This window comes from Acidisoma silvae (assembly GCF_020618775.1).
GTDB classification, from domain to species: Bacteria; Pseudomonadota; Alphaproteobacteria; order Acetobacterales; family Acetobacteraceae; genus Acidisoma; species Acidisoma silvae.
Genome location: NZ_JAESVB010000003.1, coordinates 521,081 through 540,959, shown reverse-complemented (window position 1 = coordinate 540,959; position 19,879 = coordinate 521,081). Strand labels below are relative to the sequence as shown.

General features: G+C 65.4%; 19 protein-coding genes. 13 read left to right on the top strand and 6 right to left on the bottom strand.

The features are described from left to right. Window positions 1-964 (top strand): ADP-glyceromanno-heptose 6-epimerase (rfaD, locus tag ASILVAE211_RS10625; protein ID WP_227321260.1); only part of this gene is annotated, 964 nt, incomplete at its 5' end. Here rfaD and pdxA read toward each other — a convergent pair. After that, window positions 961-1,938 (bottom strand): 4-hydroxythreonine-4-phosphate dehydrogenase PdxA, encoded by a 978-nt coding sequence (gene pdxA, locus ASILVAE211_RS10620; RefSeq protein WP_227321259.1) that lies wholly within the window; start codon window positions 1,936-1,938, stop codon window positions 961-963. The two genes, rfaD and pdxA, sit on opposite strands and share 4 nt — an antisense overlap. Before the next feature lie 101 nt (window positions 1,939-2,039). Here pdxA and ASILVAE211_RS10615 point away from each other — a divergent pair, with 101 nt between their 5' ends. The 7 genes from ASILVAE211_RS10615 (at window position 2,040) to ASILVAE211_RS10585 (ending at window position 7,647) form a co-directional block, all read left to right on the top strand. Beyond that, complete coding sequence (locus ASILVAE211_RS10615) at window positions 2,040-2,768, top strand: 2OG-Fe dioxygenase family protein (RefSeq protein ID WP_227321258.1); 729 nt, start codon at window positions 2,040-2,042, stop codon at window positions 2,766-2,768. Window positions 2,769-2,809: 41 nt separating this feature from the next. Continuing rightward, window positions 2,810-3,550 (top strand): pyridoxine 5'-phosphate synthase, encoded by a 741-nt coding sequence (locus ASILVAE211_RS10610; RefSeq protein WP_227321257.1) that lies wholly within the window; start codon window positions 2,810-2,812, stop codon window positions 3,548-3,550. 108 nt (window positions 3,551-3,658) lie between these two features. Further along, window positions 3,659-4,588, top strand: a complete 930-nt coding sequence (locus ASILVAE211_RS10605) for a metal ABC transporter solute-binding protein, Zn/Mn family (RefSeq protein WP_227321256.1) — start codon at window positions 3,659-3,661, stop codon at window positions 4,586-4,588. A gap of 8 nt (window positions 4,589-4,596) precedes the next feature. After that, window positions 4,597-5,406 (top strand): metal ABC transporter ATP-binding protein, encoded by an 810-nt coding sequence (locus ASILVAE211_RS10600; protein ID WP_227321255.1) that lies wholly within the window; start codon window positions 4,597-4,599, stop codon window positions 5,404-5,406. 7 nt (window positions 5,407-5,413) lie between these two features. Then, entirely contained in the window at window positions 5,414-6,292 is an 879-nt protein-coding gene (locus ASILVAE211_RS10595; RefSeq protein WP_227321254.1) for a metal ABC transporter permease, read from the top strand. 5 nt (window positions 6,293-6,297) lie between these two features. Then, a complete protein-coding gene (locus ASILVAE211_RS10590; RefSeq protein ID WP_227321253.1) occupies window positions 6,298-7,089 on the top strand; it encodes a metal ABC transporter permease in 792 nt (263 codons plus the stop codon). Window positions 7,090-7,176: 87 nt separating this feature from the next. Next, window positions 7,177-7,647 (top strand): hypothetical protein, encoded by a 471-nt coding sequence (locus ASILVAE211_RS10585; protein WP_227321252.1) that lies wholly within the window; start codon window positions 7,177-7,179, stop codon window positions 7,645-7,647. A gap of 143 nt (window positions 7,648-7,790) precedes the next feature. On the opposite strand, the gene ASILVAE211_RS10580 is transcribed toward ASILVAE211_RS10585, so the two are convergent. Genes ASILVAE211_RS10580 through ASILVAE211_RS10570 form a run of 3 tightly spaced genes read right to left on the bottom strand, consistent with a single transcriptional unit; the run spans window position 7,791 to window position 10,316 of the window. After that, a complete protein-coding gene (locus tag ASILVAE211_RS10580) occupies window positions 7,791-9,080 on the bottom strand; it encodes an NAD(P)/FAD-dependent oxidoreductase (protein ID WP_227321251.1) in 1,290 nt (429 codons plus the stop codon). Continuing rightward, window positions 9,077-9,658 carry a CoA pyrophosphatase gene (locus ASILVAE211_RS10575; protein ID WP_227321250.1) on the bottom strand — a complete coding sequence of 194 codons (582 nt, stop codon included), beginning with the start codon at window positions 9,656-9,658 and terminating at the stop codon, window positions 9,077-9,079. Before ASILVAE211_RS10575 ends, ASILVAE211_RS10580 begins: the two co-directional genes overlap by 4 nt. Before the next feature lie 4 nt (window positions 9,659-9,662). Further along, complete coding sequence (locus ASILVAE211_RS10570) at window positions 9,663-10,316, bottom strand: DUF1285 domain-containing protein (RefSeq protein ID WP_227321249.1); 654 nt, start codon at window positions 10,314-10,316, stop codon at window positions 9,663-9,665. Between the two features lie 190 nt (window positions 10,317-10,506). On the opposite strand from ASILVAE211_RS10570, the gene ASILVAE211_RS10565 reads away from it, so the two are divergent. The 5 genes from ASILVAE211_RS10565 to ASILVAE211_RS10545 all read left to right on the top strand — a co-directional run bounded on the left by ASILVAE211_RS10565 (window position 10,507) and on the right by ASILVAE211_RS10545 (window position 18,131). Next, window positions 10,507-11,532 carry an AAA family ATPase gene (locus tag ASILVAE211_RS10565; RefSeq protein WP_227321248.1) on the top strand — a complete coding sequence of 342 codons (1,026 nt, stop codon included), beginning with the start codon at window positions 10,507-10,509 and terminating at the stop codon, window positions 11,530-11,532. Window positions 11,533-11,539: 7 nt separating this feature from the next. Continuing rightward, entirely contained in the window at window positions 11,540-12,406 is an 867-nt protein-coding gene (locus ASILVAE211_RS10560) for a DUF58 domain-containing protein (RefSeq protein ID WP_227321247.1), read from the top strand. Then, a complete protein-coding gene (locus ASILVAE211_RS10555; RefSeq protein WP_227321246.1) occupies window positions 12,403-15,102 on the top strand; it encodes a DUF4159 domain-containing protein in 2,700 nt (899 codons plus the stop codon). Before ASILVAE211_RS10560 ends, ASILVAE211_RS10555 begins: the two co-directional genes overlap by 4 nt. Beyond that, window positions 15,099-17,237 carry a hypothetical protein gene (locus ASILVAE211_RS10550; RefSeq protein ID WP_227321245.1) on the top strand — a complete coding sequence of 713 codons (2,139 nt, stop codon included), beginning with the start codon at window positions 15,099-15,101 and terminating at the stop codon, window positions 17,235-17,237. Before ASILVAE211_RS10555 ends, ASILVAE211_RS10550 begins: the two co-directional genes overlap by 4 nt. 249 nt (window positions 17,238-17,486) lie before the next feature. Next, the gene (locus ASILVAE211_RS10545) at window positions 17,487-18,131 is read left to right on the top strand and encodes a CarD family transcriptional regulator (RefSeq protein WP_227321244.1); all 645 of its coding nucleotides are present in this window, start codon (window positions 17,487-17,489) and stop codon (window positions 18,129-18,131) included. 98 nt (window positions 18,132-18,229) lie between these two features. Here ASILVAE211_RS10545 and ASILVAE211_RS10540 read toward each other — a convergent pair whose 3' ends face one another. Further along, entirely contained in the window at window positions 18,230-19,003 is a 774-nt protein-coding gene (locus ASILVAE211_RS10540; RefSeq protein ID WP_227321243.1) for a Bax inhibitor-1/YccA family protein, read from the bottom strand. A 222-nt stretch (window positions 19,004-19,225) separates the two neighbouring features. Next, window positions 19,226-19,858, bottom strand: coding sequence for an MlaC/ttg2D family ABC transporter substrate-binding protein (locus ASILVAE211_RS10535; RefSeq protein WP_227321242.1), 633 nt, complete (start codon window positions 19,856-19,858; stop codon window positions 19,226-19,228). Window positions 19,859-19,879: the final 21 nt, after the last annotated feature.

Genomic DNA, 19,879 nt, shown 5'->3' with positions numbered 1-19,879 from the left:
CGCCGGATTCATCGGCTCCAATATCGTCGCCGCTCTCAACGACCATGGACGGCGCGATGTCGTCGTCTGCGACCATCTCGGCTCAGACGGCAAATGGCTCAATCTGCGCAAGCGCATCGTGCAGGATATCGTGCCGCCCGGCGAACTCCTCGACTGGCTGGAGGATCGCACCGATATCGAGGCGGTGATCCATATGGGCGCCAATTCCTCAACACTCGCTTCCGACGGTGACGAGATCATGGAAAGCAATTTCCGCTTTTCACTGAAACTGCTCGACTGGTGTACCGAACGCCAAGTGAAATTCATCTACGCCTCCTCGGCCGCCACCTATGGCGACGGCGACGAGGGTTTCGATGATGATATCGGCCTGCCTTATCTGCAGACATTGCGACCGCTGAACCTTTACGGCTGGAGCAAGCATCTTTTCGATCAGGTCGTGGCAACGCGGCTGGAAGCGGGACAGAAACTGCCCCCCGTTTGCGCCGGCCTGAAATTCTTCAATGTCTTCGGACCCAATGAACATCACAAGGGTCCGATGATGAGCCTGGTCTCCAAATACTTCCCCGCCATCAAGCGGGGGGAGACCATCGACCTGTTTAAAAGCTACAAGCCCGAATACAGAGACGGCGAACAGCTGCGCGATTTCGTCTATGTCCATGACATCACGGACGTCATTCTGTGGCTGCTGGACGGCTATACAGGCACGCAGCTTTTCAACCTGGGCAGCGGCCACGCGCGCAGCTTCATCGACCTTGTCGGGTCAATCTTCGATTCCCTCGGTCTGGAGCGCAAAATCCGCTTCGTGGAAATGCCCGAGGCGATGCGCCCCCGTTATCAGTATTTCACGCAAGCTGATTCCGCGCGCCTGCACGCCGCCGGCTACAACAAACCCGGCACGCCTCTGGAAGAAGCGGTCGAGCATTTCGTGAAAACTTATCTGAATACGACGGATAGTTTCCGCTAGCCGCCGCGCGACATCGCCGCCGCCTGCTCAACGGCGGCGCGCAGGCTGGCCGCACTTGCAGAGCCCGTGCCGGCGATCGCGAAAGCCGTGCCGTGATCGACGCTGGTGCGTACGAAGGGCAGGCCGACGGTGATATTCACGCCCTCGTCCAGGCCCAGATATTTCACCGGGATCAACCCCTGGTCATGATATTGCGCGACCACGACATCGAATTCCCCCATGCGTGCGCGCATGAAGATGGTGTCGCCCGACAGCGGCCCGCTGACCGCGATTCCCTCTGCCCGCGCGATGGCGACGGCGGGCGCGATGATCGCGTCATCCTCGGTGCCGAAGGCGCCGCCCTCGCCCGCATGCGGATTGAGACCGGCGACGCCGATGCGCGGGCGGGCGATGCCGAATTGCACTCCGGCGCGATGGGCGAGGCGAATGGCCCGCAGTTCATTCTCCACCGTCACGAGCCGCACGGCCTCGCTCAGCGGCACATGGATGCTGACGAGCAGCACACGCAGCTCCTTATTCGCCAGCATCATCGCGTAATCCGTGGTGCCGGCACGTTTGGCCAGGATTTCGGTATGGCCCGGATAGTCGATGCCGGCTTCATGCATCGCGGCCTTATTGATCGGCGCGGTGACGATGGCGCTGATCTCGCCAGCCTGCACAGCCGTAATCGCGCGATCGATATAGGCAAAGGCCGCGGCCCCGGCCCGCGCGTCGATCTGCCCATAGGCTAAATCGTCCGGCAGGGTGCTGACCGGGATAACCTCGATCCGGCCTGCACCGCCACGCGCATCGCGCGCGCTGGCAATCTCCACGATCTCGACAGCCGCCCCCAGCAGCCGCGCCGCGCGGCGGAGAAGCGACACATCGCCGAAAACGACGGCCGGATGCGGCAGTCCTTCGGCGAAAAGTTTGACCACGATTTCAGGCCCGACACCGGCCGGGTCGCCCATCGTGATGCCTAGCGGCTGCGTCATGCACATAATTCCCCTGCGGCCTGCGCTTCCCCTAGACCTTCGCGCCTCGTGTACAAAGCCCGGGACAACGGATTTCGACGCATGAGAGGATCGCGCGCGGCATGGAGACGGAGCAGAAGGTGACCGCCCTGGCCCAGGCCATGGAAGCGACGGGTTTCGCCCAGGCCAAGGCGGCCGACATGCAGATGATTCTGCAAGCGCAAGGGCTGGCCGATTGGGCCGGTTTCGCCGCCAGCTGGGACGATCTGGGCCTGGACGGTTTCATGGCCGATGGCGGGCGCTATCGCCGCCGCCGCTTCGCGGCCTTCGCCGCGGGGCCGGACGGCATTCGCCGCAAGCCGCATCAGCCGCATTACCAGAGCCGCGACTATAACGCCCTGAACGGTGGCATCGCCCGCTGGTTCGACCCGGTGACCGACGCGGTCGCAGCCCATCCAGCGACGACGGCCGTGCTGCGCATGTGCCACGGGCTTTTCACGCGCCTGACCGCGCCGGACCGACGGCCGGAGCATTGGCATGTAGAGATGCATCAGTTCCGCATCGAGGCCCAGGCCGGGGCGGAAGGCCGGCCGACGCCCGAGGGGCTGCATCGCGACGGCGTCGACTGGGTTCTGGTGCTGCTGGTGCGGCGCGAGAATGTGGCAGAGGGCGAGACCAGCATTACCAGCCTGGACAAGACGCTTATGTCCCGCTTCACGCTCGCCGAACCCATGGATGCGGCGCTGGTGGATGACGGGCGCGTCTTTCACGGTGTCACGGCGGTGCATCCGCTGGACCCGGAAAAGCCGGCTTTCCGGGACGTCCTGGTCATCACCTTCCGCCACGAATAGTTTTTCTTCCCTTCGTCCAGCCCAAACGCTTCGGGGACTTTATGGCCAAGCTCAGCGTCAATCTGAACAAGATCGCCTTGCTCAGGAACTCCCGCCATACGGGCGTGCCGGATGTCGAAACCTTCGCGCGCGCGGCACATGAGGCCGGCGCCCATGGGCTGACCGTCCATCCCCGCCCGGACGAGCGGCATATCCGTCGCACCGACGTCTTCATGCTCGACCGGCTGATGCGTCCCTGGCGCCCAGGCTTCGAGTTCAATATCGAAGGCTATCCCGAGCCCCGGCTAATGGATCTGGTGGCCGAAGTGAAGCCGGAGCAATGCACTTTGGTGCCGGATGCCCCAGGCGCCTTTACCTCCGACGAAGGCTGGAAGCTGGGGCCGGACCAGATGGCAGTCGCCAAGCCCGCCATCGCGCAGCTGAAGGCCCTGGGCGCACGCGCTATCCTCTTCGTCGATCCGAATCCTGACGTGGTCGGCCGCGCGGTGGAAGCCGGGGCCGACGGAATAGAAATCTATACCGGCAGCTATGCCCAGGCTTTCCGTGACGGCAACCACGCGGAAATCCTGGCCGCCTGTGCCGAAACCTGCGCCCGCGCGCGCGCCGCAGGGCTTGCCGTCAATGTCGGGCATGACCTCAATCTCGACAATCTGTCGCCTTTGGTCGCGGCCCTGCCGGGCCTCGCGGAAGCCTCCATCGGCCACGAACTGACGGCCGATGCCCTGATCTTCGGCTGGGCGGACGCCATTGCCCGCTACAAGGCCGCGCTGGCGGGGCAATAGCTCGCCGGTCAGCGGCTGGAGCTGCGTTACGATATAGTGTAACACTCCTCTGGACAGGTGATTTTGATACGTTATAACATTTCAAAATTACCTATCATGAGGACGGCTATGCGATTGAAGACAGCATTGGCACGCGGCCTGGCAGCCGCTGCCCTGACAGGAGCCCTTGGCCTGGTCACCCAGGCGCGGGCCGCAGGCATCATTCAGGCCATCGGCGTCGAGAATGAATATGCCGATGTCATCGGCCAGATCGGTGGTGACTATGTACATGTCTCCACCATCATGTCGGACCCCAATACCGACCCGCATTCCTTTGAGGTCAGCCCGAAAATCGCCGGCAGCATCGCGGGCGCCGATCTGATCGTCGAAAACGGCCTCGGCTATGACAGCTGGGCCGATAAGATGATCGCGGCTGCCCCCAAATCCGGGCGCGAGGTCATCAACGTTCAGCATTTGCGCGCCCTGCCGGACGACACCGCAAACCCGCATCTGTGGTACGATCCGGCCACCATGCCGCTGGTCGCCAAGGCGATCGCGGAACAGCTGTCCCGCCTCGACCCTACCCATGCCGGCTATTTCGCTGAACGTGAGACAGCCTTCGAAACCAGCCTGAAACCCTGGCTGGCGGCGCTCGCGTCTTTCAAGGCGACCTATCCCGGCACCGCCGTTGCGGTGACGGAGCCGGTTGGCGACTATATGCTGCATGCGGCCGGGGCCAAGATCGACACGCCCTGGGCGCTGGAAGCGGCCATCATGAACGATACCGATCCGGCCCCGCAGGATGTCAGCAAGCAGAATGCGCTGTTGAAGAACGGCGCCGTGAAAGTCTTCCTGTATAATCAGCAGGTGACCGATCCGCTGACGCAATCCTTTCTGGAACTGGCCCATAAGCAAGGAATCCCGGTCGTCGGCGTCTATGAAACCATGCCGACCCCAGGCTACAGCTATCAAAGCTGGATGTTGGCCGAGGTGACGGCCCTTACAAAGGCGGTCGCGGACAAGACCTCCACCGAAAGCCTGCTCCGGGCCGCCAAATAGATATGGATATGATGAGCACCCTGACGGAAACGCTGAACGTCTCCGCTTTAAGCGTTGCCTTCCCTGGCCGTCAGGTGCTCAAGGACGTGAGCTTTTCGCTTATGCCCGGCGAAGTCTGTGGGCTGATCGGATCGAACGGATCCGGCAAGACCACCCTGCTGCGGACGATCCTGGGCTTGCAGGCAGCGACCAGCGGTGCCGTTCATCTCAACGGCGCTGTCGGCTATGTGCCGCAGAAGATCGCCTTCGACATGGATATGCCTTTGCGGGCGCGAGACGTGGTTGGTTTGGGGCTGGACGGCAACCGCTTCGGCCTGCCGCTGCCCTCCCTCGGAAAACGCCGCAAAGTCGAGGCCATGCTGCGGGCAGTCGGCGCCGAGGCCTTTGCCGACCAGCGCGTCGGCGACCTGTCGGGCGGCCAGCAACAGCGCGTGCTGATCGCCCATGCGATGATCCGTCGCCCCCGCCTGCTGCTGCTGGATGAGCCGCTGGCCAATCTGGATGTGCGGGCTGTCGCCGATATCGTGGGCCTGCTGCACCGCTTCGCGCGGGACGAAGGCGTGACCGTGCTGGTCTCCGCGCATGACATGAACCCGCTGCTCGGGGTCATGGACCGCATCGTCTATCTGGCGCAAGGCCGTGCCGCGACGGGCAAGACCGAGGAAGTGGTGCGCACGGAAGTGTTGAGCCGTCTCTATGGCCATCATATCGATGTCATTCGCGTGCATGGCCGCGTGCTGGTGATCGCGGCGGGTGCGGCCGATGAGATTCCCATCGCGATCGAAAAGCATCCGGTCCATGTCTGCGAAATTCCCTGACGCAGCCATGTCCTTTTTTAATCTGATCTTCGCGCCGGGTTTTTTCGCCAGCGCACCGGTGCAGACCGCGCTCGTCATCGGCAGCGCCGCCGCCATCGTCTCTGCGCTGATCGGCGTCTTCACGGTGCTGCGCGGCCAGTCCTTCGCCGGCCATGCGCTGTCCGATATCAGCAGCGCCGGCGGCTCGGTTGCCTTCCTGCTCGGCATCAGCGCGCTTTGGGGCTTTCTGGGCGTCGCCGTCCTGGCGGCGGGCGCGCTGGAACTGGCCGGGCTGCGCCGCTCCAAGGAACGCGATCTGGTGACGGGCATCGTGCTCGGCGCCGGGCTGGGGCTGACAGCCCTGCTGCTGCATCTGGATATCGGCACGCGCAGTTCGGGCGGCGCCGCGATTTCGGTCATGTTCGGCTCGATCTTCGCGGTGCCGGCATCGATGATCGTGCCGATGCTGGGCGTCAGCGGCCTCGCGGTGCTTATGATGGGACTGATCTACCGGCCGCTGCTGCTGACCTCACTCGATCCCAATCTGGCTTCGGCGCAAGGTGTGCGGGTGTCGTCCATCGGCCTGCTGCATCTGCTGATCCTGTCGCTGGCCGTGACGCTCTCGGCCATGACCATTGGCGCGATCCTGTCGACCGCATTGCTGATCGGGCCGGCTGCGGCCGCCGTGCAGATCGCCCACCGGCCCGGCCGCGCATTGCTCCTCGCCGGCCTGTTCGGTCTGATTGCCACCTGGGGCGGCGTGCTGCTCGCCTATGACAGCTACACCTGGACGCCTGGCCAGGCCTGGCCAGTCAGTTTCTTCATCACCAGCCTGGTCAGCCTGATCTATGTCGCCGCCAGGCTCTGGGCGAAGCGGCCGGTCGCGCGCCGGACGGCAGAGGCCTGACGCCGATGTTCGCGAGCTATATGATCAACGGCTGGATCATGGCGACAATCATCGCCGTCGTCGCCGGCGCGGTCGGCCTGTTCGTCGTGCTGCGCGGCATGAGCTTCGCGGCCCATGCCTTGCCGCTGGGTGCCTTTCCGGGTGCGGCGGCGGCCAATCTGCTCGGCATCAGCGAGCTGTGGGGGCTGATCGGCTTTTCCGGTCTCGGCGTCATCGGGATCACGCAACTGGCTCAGCGGCAGCGGCGGGATGTCGCGACCGCGCTGATGCTGATGGCGCTGCTCGGCCTGGGCACCTTGTTTCTCAGCCTGTCGGGCCATTACGCCCAGGGCGTCTATGCCCTGCTGTTCGGTCAATTGGTCAGCGTCAGCCGTGCCGAAATCTGGCCGGTTCTGGCGCTTGGTATCCTGATCATCGCGGCGCTCGGTCTCGGCTTCCGGCCGTTGCTGCTGAACACGCTGTCACCCGATCTTGCCGCGACCCACGGCATTTCTGCGGGCCGCGCCGATTTCGGCTTTCTGGCGCTGGTGGGTATCGCCACCGCCATGGCGCTGCCGGTGGTGGGCGCGTTGCTGGTCTTCAGCCTGATGATCGGGCCGGCTGCGGCGGCCCGCAGCCTGACGAACCGGCCGGCGACCGCCCTGCTGCTATCCGTCTGCCTTGCCGTGCTGACTGTCTGGGTTTCGATTGCCGCCGCCTATATCAGCGACTGGCCGACCGGCTTTTTCGTCGGCACTCTGGCGGCCTTGCTGTTTGCCGTCGCGCGCCTGTCCCGCCGGTTTCACCGACTGCCCTGAAAAACTATGGAACTGTCACCAAAAATAGATTGCCTGGCACACTGATCCGTGAGCTTTCCCATTGGCTCGAGGCAATGGAAGATTCACATGACTCGTCTCTCGATCGGTGACCGCGTATCGGATGCCAGTGGCTCGCATGAAGGCAAGATCGTCGAGATCGACGGCGACACCGCCTATGTCATGCAGCCCAATGGCGTCGAGATCGAGTTTCCGCTCGGCCGGCTGAAACCCTATGAGGAAGCCGGAGCGAAGGCGGTGAACGGCACCACCGGACAGCCCCCTGTCCAGACGCTCAATTTCGTCCAGCGCCGGCTCCTGGCCTCCGTCCCCGACGAGATCCGCCATGCCGTGGCGCAAAGCTATGAGAAAGGCCGGGACGGCGGCACGCGCCAGGCCTTCGACGATCTGCCCGACGACAAGAAGCTGGAGACGATCCGCATCTATCTGCCGTCCCTGCCGCGCAACCTGCTCAGCCCGCATCTGAAACTGGTCGTCGCCTTCCGCGATCTCGCGCGGGACATCGGCCCGCGCGGCGATAGCCGCAAGGCTCGCACCTAGCGTTTGTCAGCTTTAGCTGGAATTACCCTCAACCGTCATTCCCGCGGACGCAGGAATCTTCTCCGTGTCACGGTGGCTGACCCAGAAGATACCGGCTTGCGCGGGTATGACGGTATTTCAATCAAAACCTGACAGGGCCCAGCCTAGCGAAAGCGGCTGGGCCGGAAGGGCGCCGGGTCGATCGCGGGCGGCTGGCCGTTAAGAAGGTCGGCCACCAATCGGCCCGTGCCCGCCGATTGCGTCAGGCCAAGATGGCCATGCCCGAAAGCATAGACGATGTGCGGTGATGCGCGGGACGGGCCGATGACGGGCAGGCTGTCCGGCATGGAAGGACGGAAGCCCATCCATTGCACGCCGCCTTCCGCCGACAGGCCCGGCAGAAAACCCATCGCCTTTTTTAGCATCGCCGCCGAGCGCTTGAAATTCGGCGGCCGGTCCAATCCGCCCAGTTCCACCGCGCCGCCGACGCGCAGGCCCGTCGTCAGCCTGGAGATGACAAATCCATGCGCCCCGAAAATCAGCTGGCGGCGCAGGTCGAAGGAGCCCAGCGGCAAGGTTGTATTGTAGCCGCGCTCGGTTTCCAGCGGCAGATAGTCGCCGAGCAGGTCGGTCAGGCGGCGCGACCAGGCGCCGGCCGCGACCACGACCTGCTTCGCCGCCAGGATGCGGCCGTCCGTCAGCACCACGCGGGCGCCGCTCTCCTGCGGAAAGACCTGCGAGGCCTCGCCCTGCAAAAAGATGCCGCCACGGCCTTCCACATCGGCGGCCAGACGGGTTGCGAAGATGAAAGGGTCGCTGACATTGCGCCAGCCGGGCACGAAGGTGCCGGCAATGAATTGCGGGGACAATCCCGGCTGCAAATCCGCCATCGCTGCGCCGCGCACATGCTCGAAGGCGATGCCGGCCTTCGTCCGCTGCGTCCAGCCGGGCAGGGAGTCCTGAAACTCCGCCTCGCTTTCATAGAGTTCCAGCGAGCCGTCGGGATGGATCAGGTCGCCGAGCCCGCTTTCCGCGATCATGCGGTCCATCTCCGCCTCGGCCAGCCCCATCATGGCGACCTGCGCCGCAATGCTGGAGGCGATGCGGTCTGCCCATCCGGCCCGCCAAAAGCGAAGCAGCCAGGGCGCGATACGCAGCGCATAGCCGGGCGGAATGGACAGCGGCCCCAGCGGGTCCATCAGCCAGCGCGGCACGCGGGCGATCTTGCCGGATGTGGCGAGCGGCAGAATGTCCGAGAAAGCCAGCGCGCCGGCATTGCCGGAACTGGTTGCCGCCGCAACGCCGCCGCGTTCCAGCAGCGCCACCTGCCGCCCCGCCGCCTGCAGCTTCTGGGCGGCGGCCAAAGCCACGATGCCGGCGCCGATGATCAGCACATCGATCGGGTCATCTGGAAAGACTGTTTCGAGGCCGATCTCGATCGCTTGTCCGCTCACGCGTGATCCCTCAACCTCTGTGCGAGGTCGAGAAGAATGGCAGCGGTCGCGCCCCAGATATAGTGGTCATCATGCGGCCAAACCCAGATATCCCGCCAATCGCCGGTTTTGAGCTTCATGCGCTGCCGTTTGGGCTGTTCCGGGTCGAGCAGAACGGATAGCGGCAGAGTCAGAATCTCGGCCACCTCCTCTGCTGCCGGATGCAGCGGCACGCCCGGCGCCAGCAGCCCGATAACGGGGGTGACCAGAAATCCGGTGCCGGTTTCGATATTGGACAACCGTCCAATGAGATCGACGGCACCGGCGGGCATGGCGATTTCCTCCCAGGCCTCGCGCAAAGCCGCTGCCTCGGGGCTTGCATCCTGGGCGTCGATGCGCCCGCCGGGAAAACTGACCTGACCGGCATGATGGCGCAAATGCGTGGCGCGCTTGGTCAGCAGAATGCGCGGGGAAGGGTCCAGAATGATCGGCACCAGCACGGCGGCGGCCAGCCCCTGCGCGGTACTGTCTGCGATGTCTCGACGCTCGGCCACCGCGACCGGGCGGGCCAGACGCGCCCGCAGCTCGGCCTCGATCATGACGTCAGATCTCGTCGTTCGGCATTTCGCCCAGCGGGAAAAACACGCCCGAGCTCCATACGCCCAGCATCATCTTGCCGCGCACGGTCTGCGGTTCGGCCAGGGCCGCCAGTTCATAAAAGACCGGCCGGCTGATTCGCGCCTCGATGGGATGGGCGCCATTGCCCGACCGCAGCCGGACATAGGGTTTGGGGTCGCCGCCGCCTTCATCGTTGAAGCGCAGCGGATGGTCGAGATCGACCGTCACCATCTCATCCGTATTGGTGCGGAAGGTGACGATCTGCGCGCTGTCGGCGCCGGTCCAATCCATTTCGACGACCACGAAGGGCGCATCCTCGACCACGATGCGGCCGCGCTCGGCCGGCGTCTCCAACCAGAAGCTGCCATCCGCCTCGCGCTTCAGCACGCTGGCAAAGAGGCAGACCAGTTCCTTGCGGCCGATCGCCGTGCCCTTATAGAGCCAGGTGCCGTCACGCTTGATGACGAAGGGCAGGTCGCCGCATTCGGCAGGCGGGCGCCGCAGCTTTTTCGAGGGTGCGTTCAGGATTTCGGCGACCGCCGCCCGATCCGGCACCACTACCTCGATCCCCGTCACATGCGGCGCGCCGCGCATGCCCTGGCCGCCGATCTCAGGTCCGGCATCCGCATGGCCCCGCATTTTCATTCTCTTGCCCTCGCCAGACACAGCCATACCCCAACTCATCCCGGTCTGCCGTTTCACGGAAGCGTTCCCGGACTAATCCACACCATCTTCCTGAGCCGACTTCGCCTCGACAACAAATATAAGTAGGGTCTCTCCATTCGTGAGGTCACCCCCTCACGGAAAGCGACGACAGCCAAGGAACGCCATGCTTTTCGAAATGGGACGCCCGAGCGGACAAGGCAATGAGGCGGAGGCGATTCTTGCCAGCGCCGACGCACTGGGCGAAAGGCTCGCCGCGCTCCGCGCCGAAATCGGCCGAGTCATCTTCGGCCAGGCCGAGGTCGTGGATCTGGCGCTGACGGGCATTCTCTCCGGCGGCCATGTGCTGCTGGTCGGCGTGCCGGGCCTGGGCAAGACGCGGCTGGTCGATACGCTGGGGCGCACCCTGGGTCTGGACACCAAGCGCGTGCAGTTCACGCCCGATCTGATGCCCGCCGATATCCTGGGCAGCGAAATACTGGACGAAGCCAGCGAGACCGGCCGCCGCGCCTTCCGCTTCCTGCCCGGCCCTGTTTTCTGCCAGCTGCTGATGGCGGATGAGATCAACCGCGCCAGCCCGCGCACGCAATCCGCATTGCTGCAGGCCATGCAGGAAGGCCATGTCGCCGTCGCCGGCCATGACCGTGCCTTGCCCCGCCCCTTTCATGTTCTGGCAACGCAGAATCCTATCGAACAGGAAGGCACCTATCCGCTGCCGGAAGCGCAGTTGGACCGTTTTCTGCTTCAGATCGACCTGCGCTATCCGGCGCGGGAGGATGAGCGCGCCATGCTGCTGGCGACCACCGGCGCGGCCGCCGCCGAAGCCGATGCCGTTCTGACGGCGGAGGAGCTGATGGCGGCGCAAAGCCTGGTCCGCCATATGCCCATCGGCAACGCCGTGGTGGATGCCATCGTCAATCTTGTGCGCGATGGGCGGCCGGATGGATCGGGCCTCGCCGTCGTGCGGGATCATATCGCCTGGGGGCCTGGCCCGCGCGCCGCGCAGGCGCTGATGCTGGCCACCCGCGCCCGCGCTCTGCTGGACGGGCGGCTGTCGCCGAGCCTGGCCGATATCGCGACGCTCGCTCCTTCCGTGCTGCGCCACCGCATGGCTTTGTCCTTCGGCGCCCGCGCCGAAGGCGTGACGCTGGATGCCGTGATCGACGCCATGGTCGCCCGCATTGGCGCTTAGCCCTTTGATGTCTCAAAGGTCGCTCGCGGCGGAGGCGCTGGGGCAGTCTCTGCCACCGCTGCTTCTGGCGGCCGAGCGTGTCGCCGCGACCGTCGCACAGGGCGTGCATGGCCGCCGGCGCACCGGGCGCGGCGACAGTTTCTGGCAGTACCGGCCCTTTGCGGACGGCGACTCAGCGGATCGCATCGACTGGCGGCAGAGCGGCCGGTCCGACCGGCTCTATGTGCGGGAGACGGAATGGGAAGCGGCCCAGACCGCCTATATTTGGGTCGCGGATGGCGCGGCCATGCGCTGGCATTCGCCCACGCAGGTACCGAAGCGGGAGCGCGCCGTATTGCTGGCCTTGGCGCTCGCCGCCCTGCTGCTGCGCGGTGGCGAATATGTCCGGCTGCTGGGCGCAGCCCCTCATCCGGCCTCCGGCCGCGCCGCGCTGCCCGCCATCGCCGGCCTGCTCGATCAAAGGGACATGCGCGAAGAGCCCTTGCCGCCACGCCTCTCCGTGCCGCGCCATGCCCATGTCATCCTGATCGGCGATTTCCTGGAACCTTTGGACAGCGTGCAAAGCGCCGTGGCCGGCTTCGCTGCCCTGCCTGTCACCGGGCATCTTCTGCAGGTGCTGGACCCGGCCGAGGCCGACCTGCCCTTTCGTGGCCGCGTGCGGTTTCAGGGATTGGGCATGGGCCAGACCGCCGGCAGCATTCTTGTGCCGAAGGTCGAAACCATCCGCGCCGAATATCAGAAGCGCTTGCAGGCGAAGATCGCCGGCCTCAGCGCCATCGCGCGCGCCGCAGGCTGGAAGGCCGGTCTGCACCGCACCGATCATGCGCCCAATACGGCTTTGCTCGCGCTGTATGAGGCTCTGGCCAATCGATGATCTTTGCCGAGCCCTGGCTGCTCCTCGCCTTCCTGGTTCTGCCGCTGCTGTGGTGGCTGCTGCGGGCCAGCCCGCCCGCGCCGCGCACGCAAAGCTTTCCGGCGCTGCGCCTGCTCGCAAACCTGGAAGAGACCGCCGAAAGCCCCGAGCGCACGCCGGCCTGGCTGATGGCGCTGCGTATTCTGGCGCTCGCCTGCCTTATCCTCGGCCTCGCCAATCCCGTCCTCAATCCACGCCGGCAACTGGCCGGCGGCGGCCCCTTGCTGGTCGTGCTGGATAATGGCTGGGCGGCTGCCGGCGATTGGGCCGATCGGACAGCGACAGCGCGTGCCGCCATTCAGGCGGCCGAACGCCAAGACCGGCCCGTGGCATTGCTGACGACCGCCGCCGAGATCGACGGCCGCCTGCCCGCGATCCAAGGTCCGATGGCAGCGCGGGATGCGCAGTCGCTGCTGGCGGCCGCCATGCCGCAGCCCTGGGCGCCGGATCGCGCCGCCGACCGCCGCGCGCTCGACGGCTGGCATCACCCGGCCAGTTCGGTTCTGTTCATCGATGACGGCATCACCGCGCCCAGCGGCGAAGCGGCATTTCGCGCGGCCCTGGCGCAAGCGGGCCAAGTGACCGACGCCCGCGCCATCGGCACGGCCGCGCTGCTGCCCGCGCCGCAGGAACGCGACGGCGGACTGGTCATCCGCCTTGCCGCCGTGCCGCAGCCGGTTGCGCGCCACTTTGCCTTACTGGCCGAAGGCAGCGACGGCCGTACGCTCAGCCGTATCGCTCTCCCCCTTCCGGCAGGACAGACAGAGGCCTCGGCACCGCTCGGCCTGCCGACCATGCTGGCCAATACCGTCACGAAGCTGAGCCTGGTCGGCGCGCCGAGCGCCGGGGCTACGCTATTGCTGGACCGGCAATGGCGGCATCGCATCGTCGGCCTTGCCTCGACCGCCGGCACCAGCACCGCCGATGCGCCGCTGGTCGGGCCGCTATTCTATCTCAACCGCGCATTGGGTCCGGATGTCGAAATCCGGCGTGGCGGATTGATGGACCTGCTGGGTCAGCCGCTTTCCGTGCTCATCCTCAGCGACCGGCCGCTGACCGCGCCGGATGAGGTCGCGGCCGTAACGCGCTTCGTCCGCCAGGGCGGTCTGCTGATCCGCTTCGGTGGCGTTCTGACCGGGGAGACCGCCGATACGCTGCTGCCTGTCCATCTGTTGCAGCAGGATCGCAGCCTGGGCGGCGCGTTGTCCTGGAACAGGCCAGAACCGCTGGCCCCCTTCCCGGCGACCAGTCCCTTTGCCGGCCTTGCCGTGCCGAAGGACGTGACCGTCACCCGCCAGCTTCTGGCCGACCCGGCGTCACTGACCGGCGTGAATGTTTGGGCGACGCTGGCCGACGGCACGCCGCTCGTCTCCTCGGCCAGGCTCGGCCAGGGCCGCATCGTGCTGTTTCACGTCACGGCGGATGCCGACTGGTCCAGCCTGCCGCTGTCCGGTCTTTTTCCGGATATGCTGGACCGGCTGATCCACCTGGCGGCCGGCACGGGTAACGGCGACCCGAAGGCGCGGCTGGCGCCCTTTTCCGTCATGAACGGCTTTGGCGAGATGAACCCGCCCAGCGCAGCCGCAAGCCCGATCGAGGCCGACCAGCTGGCGTCGACACAGCCATCCCCCAAAGCGCCGCCGGGTCTTTATGGCGTGGCAGGGGATCGTCATGCCCTTAATCTTGGGCCGAGCCTGCCGGCGCCGACCGCGGCCGAACTGGTTCCCGGTGCGACCCGCGCCGGATTGTCGGGCCGATTGGCCGAGCGCGATCTGGGGCCTTATCTCACCGCGCTTGCCATCGCGCTCCTGATCCTCGACCTGCTGGCCAGCCTCGCGCTGCGTGGCGCGCTGCGCTGGCATCGGCAAGGCAGCGCCGCACTGGCCCTGGCTGTCGCCATCGGCCTGACAGCCAGCCTGCCTGCCTGGGCCGCAAACGTGCCGCAGGCCGCACTCCAGACCTCCCTCGGCTATGTCGTCACCGGCAATGGCAGTGTCGATCGCCTGTCACGGGACGGTCTGGCCAGCCTGTCCGATTTCGTCAGCAGCCGCTCCGCCGCCGTGCTGGGTCCACCGGTCGGCGTCGTGCCGGGCCGCGACGATCTCAGCCTCTATCCGCTGCTGTATTGGCCGATCCTGCCGGGCAGCGCGGCGCCGACCGTTGCTGCCACCGCCGCGCTGAACCAATTCATGGCGAATGGCGGCATCATCCTGATCGATACCCAAGGCAGCGACACGGGCGCGGCAGGCACAGGATCAGGCCTACAGCCGGGCGCGGCACAGGCGTTGCGGCAGGCGGTCGGCGGGCTGGACATTCCACCGCTGACGCCGCTGTCGCCGCATCATGTTCTGGCCCATACCTTCTATCTGTTGCGCGACTTTCCCGGCCGCTACGACGGGGCGCCGATCTGGGTGACAGAGACGCCGGAAGCCAGCAATGACGGTGTCAGCCCCATTATCATCGGCGCCAATGACTGGGCCGCTGCCTGGGACATGAACCAGGACGGCAGCTTTCCCTACAGCACCATTCCCGGCAGCGAGCAGCAGCGGCTCTACGCCTATCGCTTCGGCATGAACCTGGTGATGTATGCCCTGACCGGCACCTATAAGGGCGATCAGGTTCATGTCCCGGCCATTCTGGAGCGGTTGGGGCAATGAACAGCGTCTCCACCGTCGTCGGCGCAAATATCGCGCCGAACCTGCCGCTTTGGCTTCTGGCTGTGCTTGGCGCCGCCGGGCTGCTTGTGCTGATTCCGGCCTTCCTGGGCCGCACGCCCGGCCGCTGGTGGCGGCTGCTGCTGCTGGCCTTGCTGCTTGGCTGGCTGAGCGGGCCGAAGCTGGTGCGCCAGCAATGGCGCGCACGGCCGGATATCGCGCTCCTCGTCGTCGATCACAGCGGGTCGGAGACGATACTTGGCCGGACGGCGCAGATCGACGCCGCGCGCGCCCAGGTTTCACGTGAAGCGGCGGCCATTCCAGGCCTGGAACTGCGGACCATCACGGTGCCGGAAACGGGCAGCCAGGGCACGCAGCTTTTCGCGGCCATCAATACGGCCCTGGGCGATATCCCGCCCGACCAATTGGCCGGGGTCGTGGCGCTGAGTGACGGCGAGATTGCCGATATCCCGGAAAAACCCGGCTTCGCCGCGCCCTTTCATCTGCTCTTGCCTGCCCGCGGCGAGGAGACGGACCGCCGCCTGCGGCTGATCGACGCACCGCGCTACGGCGTTGTCGGAAGCACCGTCACCCTGCGCTATGAGGTGGAAGACCTCGGTCCCGCCCCGTCCGACGGCACAGCCACCGTCACCGCCATGCGTGACGGAGAGACCCTTTCCACCAGCACCGTGCAGGCCGGGCAGATCCAAACCCTGACCTTGCCGGTGAAGCAGGAGGGCCCCTCTGTCATCGTGTTGAAGGCGTCCGGCCTCGACGGCGAGGCCTCTCCCATCAACAACCAGCAGATCGTGACCATCAACGGCGTACGCGACCGGCTGCGCGTGCTGCTGATTTCCGGCCAGCCCGACCCTGGTGAGCGGGCCTGGCGCCGCCTGCTGAAATCCGACCCCGCCGTCGATCTGGTGCATTTCACCATCCTGCGGCCACCGGATAAGGACGATCTCACCCCGCTCGACGAGCTGGCGCTGATCGCCTTCCCCGAACGGGAGCTGTTCGAGCAGAAGATCGCCAATTTCGATCTCATCATTCTGGACCGCTTCCAGAACCAGGGCATTCTGCCCTCGGCCTATCTCGGCAATATCGCCCGCTATGTGCGGCAGGGCGGCGCCTTGCTGCTGGAAGCGGGGCCGGAATTCGCGGGTGCGGGCTCCATCGCCCATAGCGATCTCGGCAGCATTCTGCCGGCACAACCGCTCGGCAGTATGAATGGCAGTGACGGCTCCTTGAATCTGCCTGCGGGCTTTGGGCCGCCGCCAGTGAGCGGAGCGGGCATTACCACAACCCCCTTCCGCCCGGCGCTGACCGATATGGGCCTGCGCCACCCGGTGACGGCCGATCTGCCGGGGGTGGACGGCGCACATACGCCCCACTGGGGTCAGTGGTACCGGTCGATCGATGCGACCGATGTTCACGGGCAGGTGCTGATGGACGGCGCTGCCGGCAAGCCGCTGCTGATCCTGGACCATGTCGGGCAAGGCCGCGTCGGTCTGTTGCTCTCCGATCAGATCTGGCTCTGGGCGCGGGACCATAACGGCGGCGGCCCGCAGGCGGAGCTTCTGCGGCGGGTCGCCCATTGGCTGATGAAGGAGCCGGCGCTGGATGAAAACCGGCTCAGCGCCGGTTTCGATGGCGACAGGCTGCATATTGATGAGCGGCAATTACAGGCCAATGCGCCACCCACTGTCACGATCACGAACCCGAATGGCCAGGTGATCAAGCAGCCGATGATGGTGGCCGGGCCTGGCCACGCCGTTCTCGATGTCCCGGCGCCCGGTCCCGGCCTGTGGACGGTGACGGACGGAATCCGCACCGCCTATGCGGCGTCGGATATGGCCGATCCGCCGGAATGGGCTGATCTGCGGGCCACCGCCACCAAGGCCGGCGGGGTGATCGATGCGACCCATGGCAGTGCGCATTTCCTGGGGGCCGGCGGCGCGCCGCAATTGCGTCTGGTCGAGGCCGGCGATGTGCCGGGCGGGCCAGACTGGATTGGCCTGCGCCGCAACCACGCTCATGTCACCACCGGCATCGCGCTGACCCCGCTGCTGCCGGGCTGGGCGGCTCTGCCCTTGCTCATTCTCGTTCTGCTGATCGCCTGGCGCCGCGAAGGACGCTGACGCGCGGGAACAGTTCAGCCGAAGGTCGCAGCGTCTGAGCTCGATTGGTCATGACTTTTGGCGAGATCTGTGATATACGCATGAACCATGATGAAAAATCAGGCCGTTATCCCGTGGGCCGCGTCGCCTGCGTTGAAGCGTGCCCTTTATCCGTCGTCCTTGAACCTGTGTCAGGTTGCGGCCAATGCCTTGGCCGCGCTGTGACACGTCCGTTCCGGTACGACTTTATTTCGTGGAAGGCTTGAGCCCATGAATGCCTCTTCTCCCGAAGCATCCGATACCCTGATGCCGGAAGACGCTATCGCTACGACCTCTACGACGACCCCGGCGGTCCCGACCGCACCCTTGGCCTCCGGCTTGCCCAACGCCGACAAACCCGCCAAGCCGCCGGTGCCCCTCGGCAAGCCGGAAACCTTCGCCGAAGGCGATTATGTGGTCTACCCGACCCATGGCGTCGGCAAGGTCGAGCGGATTGCGACGGAAGAGATCGCCGGCCACAAGCTGGAACTGATCCATATCACTTTCGAAGAAAACCGCATGACGCTGCGGGTGCCGGTCGCCAAGGCCCGCACCGCCGGCTTGCGCAAGCTTGCCACGCGCAAGCTGTTCGACGATGCCTTGGCCGTGCTGAAGGGCCGCGCCCGTGTGAAGCGCACCATGTGGTCGCGCCGCGCGCAGGAATACGAGGCGAAGATCAATTCCGGCGACCCGCTGGCCATTGCCGAGGTCGTGCGCGACCTGCACCGCAATTCCGGCCAGCCGGATCAGAGCTTTTCCGAGCGCCAGATCTATGAAGCGGCGATGGATCGCCTGGCCGCCGAACTGGCGGCGCTGGACAAGACCGACAAGCTGACGGCGGCGCAGAAGCTGAACGATTTCCTGAAGACGCTCTGACCTCCCGAGCGGGTCAAAGAAAAAGGCGGAAGACCCCAGGGTCTTTCGCCTTTTTTGTTGCCTTGTCCCGGCCGCAAGGCCGGGACGCGACAGTTTGATCAGTTGTTGTTCCGGTTGCCCATGATCTGCATCATCATCATGAAAAGGTTGATGAAGTTCAGATACAGCGCCAGCGCGTCATAGACGCTGCGCTTGGCCGCCATCTCGGAATCATTGGCATAGCCATACTGGATATAGTCGGTCTTGATCCGCTGCGTGTCATAGGCGGTCAGGCCCGTGAAGACCAGGACACCGATGATGCTGATGCCAAGCTGCAGCGGCGCGCTGTGCAGGAACATGTTCACCAGGCTGGCAATGACGATGCCGAACAGGCCCATGATCATGAAGCTGCCCATGCCGGTCAGGTCACGCTTGGTGACATAGCCCCAGGCGCTGGTCGCCGCGAAGGTCGCCGCGCAGATGAAGAAAACCGAGACGATCGAGGTCTGCGTGAAGACCAGGAAGATATTCGTCAGGCTGGCGCCCATGACGGCCGCGAAGATCCAGAAGATCGTCTGCGCCGCCTGGCGGGACAGCTTGTTGACGCCGAAGCTCAGCACCATGACGAAGATCAAAGGCGCGAACATCAGCAGATAGGCGAGGCCGGATGGGCGATGCACCAGGAAGCCCTGGGCGCTCTGCACCTGCGGGTAGAGAACGTCGATCGCGCCGGTATTGGCGATGCCATAGGCGACGATGCCCGTCAGCAGCAGTCCGGACGCCATCCAGTTGAAGACGCGCAGCATATAGGCGCGCAGTCCGGCATCGATGACCGCTGCCGACGCGGCGGCTGGCGCGCCACGATAGGTTCGGAAGTCGGGACCAAAAGCCATTGTCAGAAAATCCTTTTAACACCGTGCAATACGGCTCGCCCTATTGTGGCGGCTTCGCGCGCCCGATCAAGCTAAATCCATTATACAATTTCGCAACAATTGGCCTGCGGCTTCGGCTGCCGCGTGACAATTCCGTTCAATCGCACACAGCAAAAAGCCGGCGCGACCAGGAGTCACGCCGGCTTTCCATCATTGCCGCAACCGTCTTGAGAAAGGGTGGCCTCAGGAGGCGTTGGACTGGAAGCGCGCCAATTGGTGATGCATGGCGTCCAGAAGCGGCTGAACCTGGCCGCCATGCTGGGAGATGACGCCCGCGTAATCATTGCGCTCGGTCAGGCGCAGGCTGGTGCCCTCGGCCAGGATATCGATGATCTTCGGCTTGCCGCCGACGGTCGCCACCACCCATTGCACCTGGGCTTCCGGCTTGCCGGGCACCGTCACATCGGTATCGACCACGATGCCGGCGTCACGCATCGCCGCCTGGCCCATGGTGAACTTCGCACCCTGGAAGGAGGCGGCCTGCCCGGTCACGGCATAGACCAGCAATTGCCGGAAGGTCTGCATGTAATCCTGCTGCTGGGCCGGGGTCGCCACGCGCCAGAAACGGCCGAGGACGAAACGGGCGACGCCGTCCACATCCACCGCGCCGCGCACCAGCTGCTGCATGGCGGCCTGTTTCTGCGCATCACCCTGGGAGGAGTTGATGACGCCCAGGAGCTGCGTGCAGGTAGTTTCGATCATCGTGCGAGCGTCGGACACATCGTCGGCCCGTGCCTGCGACGTGAGGCCCACGGAACTGGCCAGCAGCATCGCGGTGGCAAGGAAAGTCATCACTCTACGGCGGCGGATGCGCATATTCGTCTCCGAGTCTAAAGC

Excerpts from the sequence above, each read along its gene's own strand:
- ASILVAE211_RS10600 (WP_227321255.1), top strand. The coding sequence starts at position 4,597 with ATGATGAGCACCCTGACGGAAACGCTGAACGTCTCCGCTTTAAGCGTT.
- ASILVAE211_RS10615 (WP_227321258.1), top strand. The coding sequence starts at position 2,040 with ATGGAGACGGAGCAGAAGGTGACCGCCCTGGCCCAGGCCATGGAAGCG.
- ASILVAE211_RS10555 (WP_227321246.1), top strand. The coding sequence starts at position 12,403 with ATGATCTTTGCCGAGCCCTGGCTGCTCCTCGCCTTCCTGGTTCTGCCG.
- ASILVAE211_RS10570 (WP_227321249.1), bottom strand. The coding sequence starts at position 10,316 with ATGCGGGGCCATGCGGATGCCGGACCTGAGATCGGCGGCCAGGGCATG.
- ASILVAE211_RS10535 (WP_227321242.1), bottom strand. The coding sequence starts at position 19,858 with ATGCGCATCCGCCGCCGTAGAGTGATGACTTTCCTTGCCACCGCGATG.
- ASILVAE211_RS10565 (WP_227321248.1), top strand. The coding sequence starts at position 10,507 with ATGCTTTTCGAAATGGGACGCCCGAGCGGACAAGGCAATGAGGCGGAG.
- ASILVAE211_RS10590 (WP_227321253.1), top strand. The coding sequence starts at position 6,298 with ATGTTCGCGAGCTATATGATCAACGGCTGGATCATGGCGACAATCATC.
- ASILVAE211_RS10585 (WP_227321252.1), top strand. The coding sequence starts at position 7,177 with ATGACTCGTCTCTCGATCGGTGACCGCGTATCGGATGCCAGTGGCTCG.
- ASILVAE211_RS10605 (WP_227321256.1), top strand. The coding sequence starts at position 3,659 with ATGCGATTGAAGACAGCATTGGCACGCGGCCTGGCAGCCGCTGCCCTG.
- ASILVAE211_RS10595 (WP_227321254.1), top strand. The coding sequence starts at position 5,414 with ATGTCCTTTTTTAATCTGATCTTCGCGCCGGGTTTTTTCGCCAGCGCA.
- ASILVAE211_RS10610 (WP_227321257.1), top strand. The coding sequence starts at position 2,810 with ATGGCCAAGCTCAGCGTCAATCTGAACAAGATCGCCTTGCTCAGGAAC.
- ASILVAE211_RS10550 (WP_227321245.1), top strand. The coding sequence starts at position 15,099 with ATGAACAGCGTCTCCACCGTCGTCGGCGCAAATATCGCGCCGAACCTG.
- ASILVAE211_RS10560 (WP_227321247.1), top strand. The coding sequence starts at position 11,540 with ATGTCTCAAAGGTCGCTCGCGGCGGAGGCGCTGGGGCAGTCTCTGCCA.
- ASILVAE211_RS10540 (WP_227321243.1), bottom strand. The coding sequence starts at position 19,003 with ATGGCTTTTGGTCCCGACTTCCGAACCTATCGTGGCGCGCCAGCCGCC.
- ASILVAE211_RS10545 (WP_227321244.1), top strand. The coding sequence starts at position 17,487 with ATGAATGCCTCTTCTCCCGAAGCATCCGATACCCTGATGCCGGAAGAC.
- pdxA (WP_227321259.1), bottom strand. The coding sequence starts at position 1,938 with ATGACGCAGCCGCTAGGCATCACGATGGGCGACCCGGCCGGTGTCGGG.
- ASILVAE211_RS10575 (WP_227321250.1), bottom strand. The coding sequence starts at position 9,658 with ATGATCGAGGCCGAGCTGCGGGCGCGTCTGGCCCGCCCGGTCGCGGTG.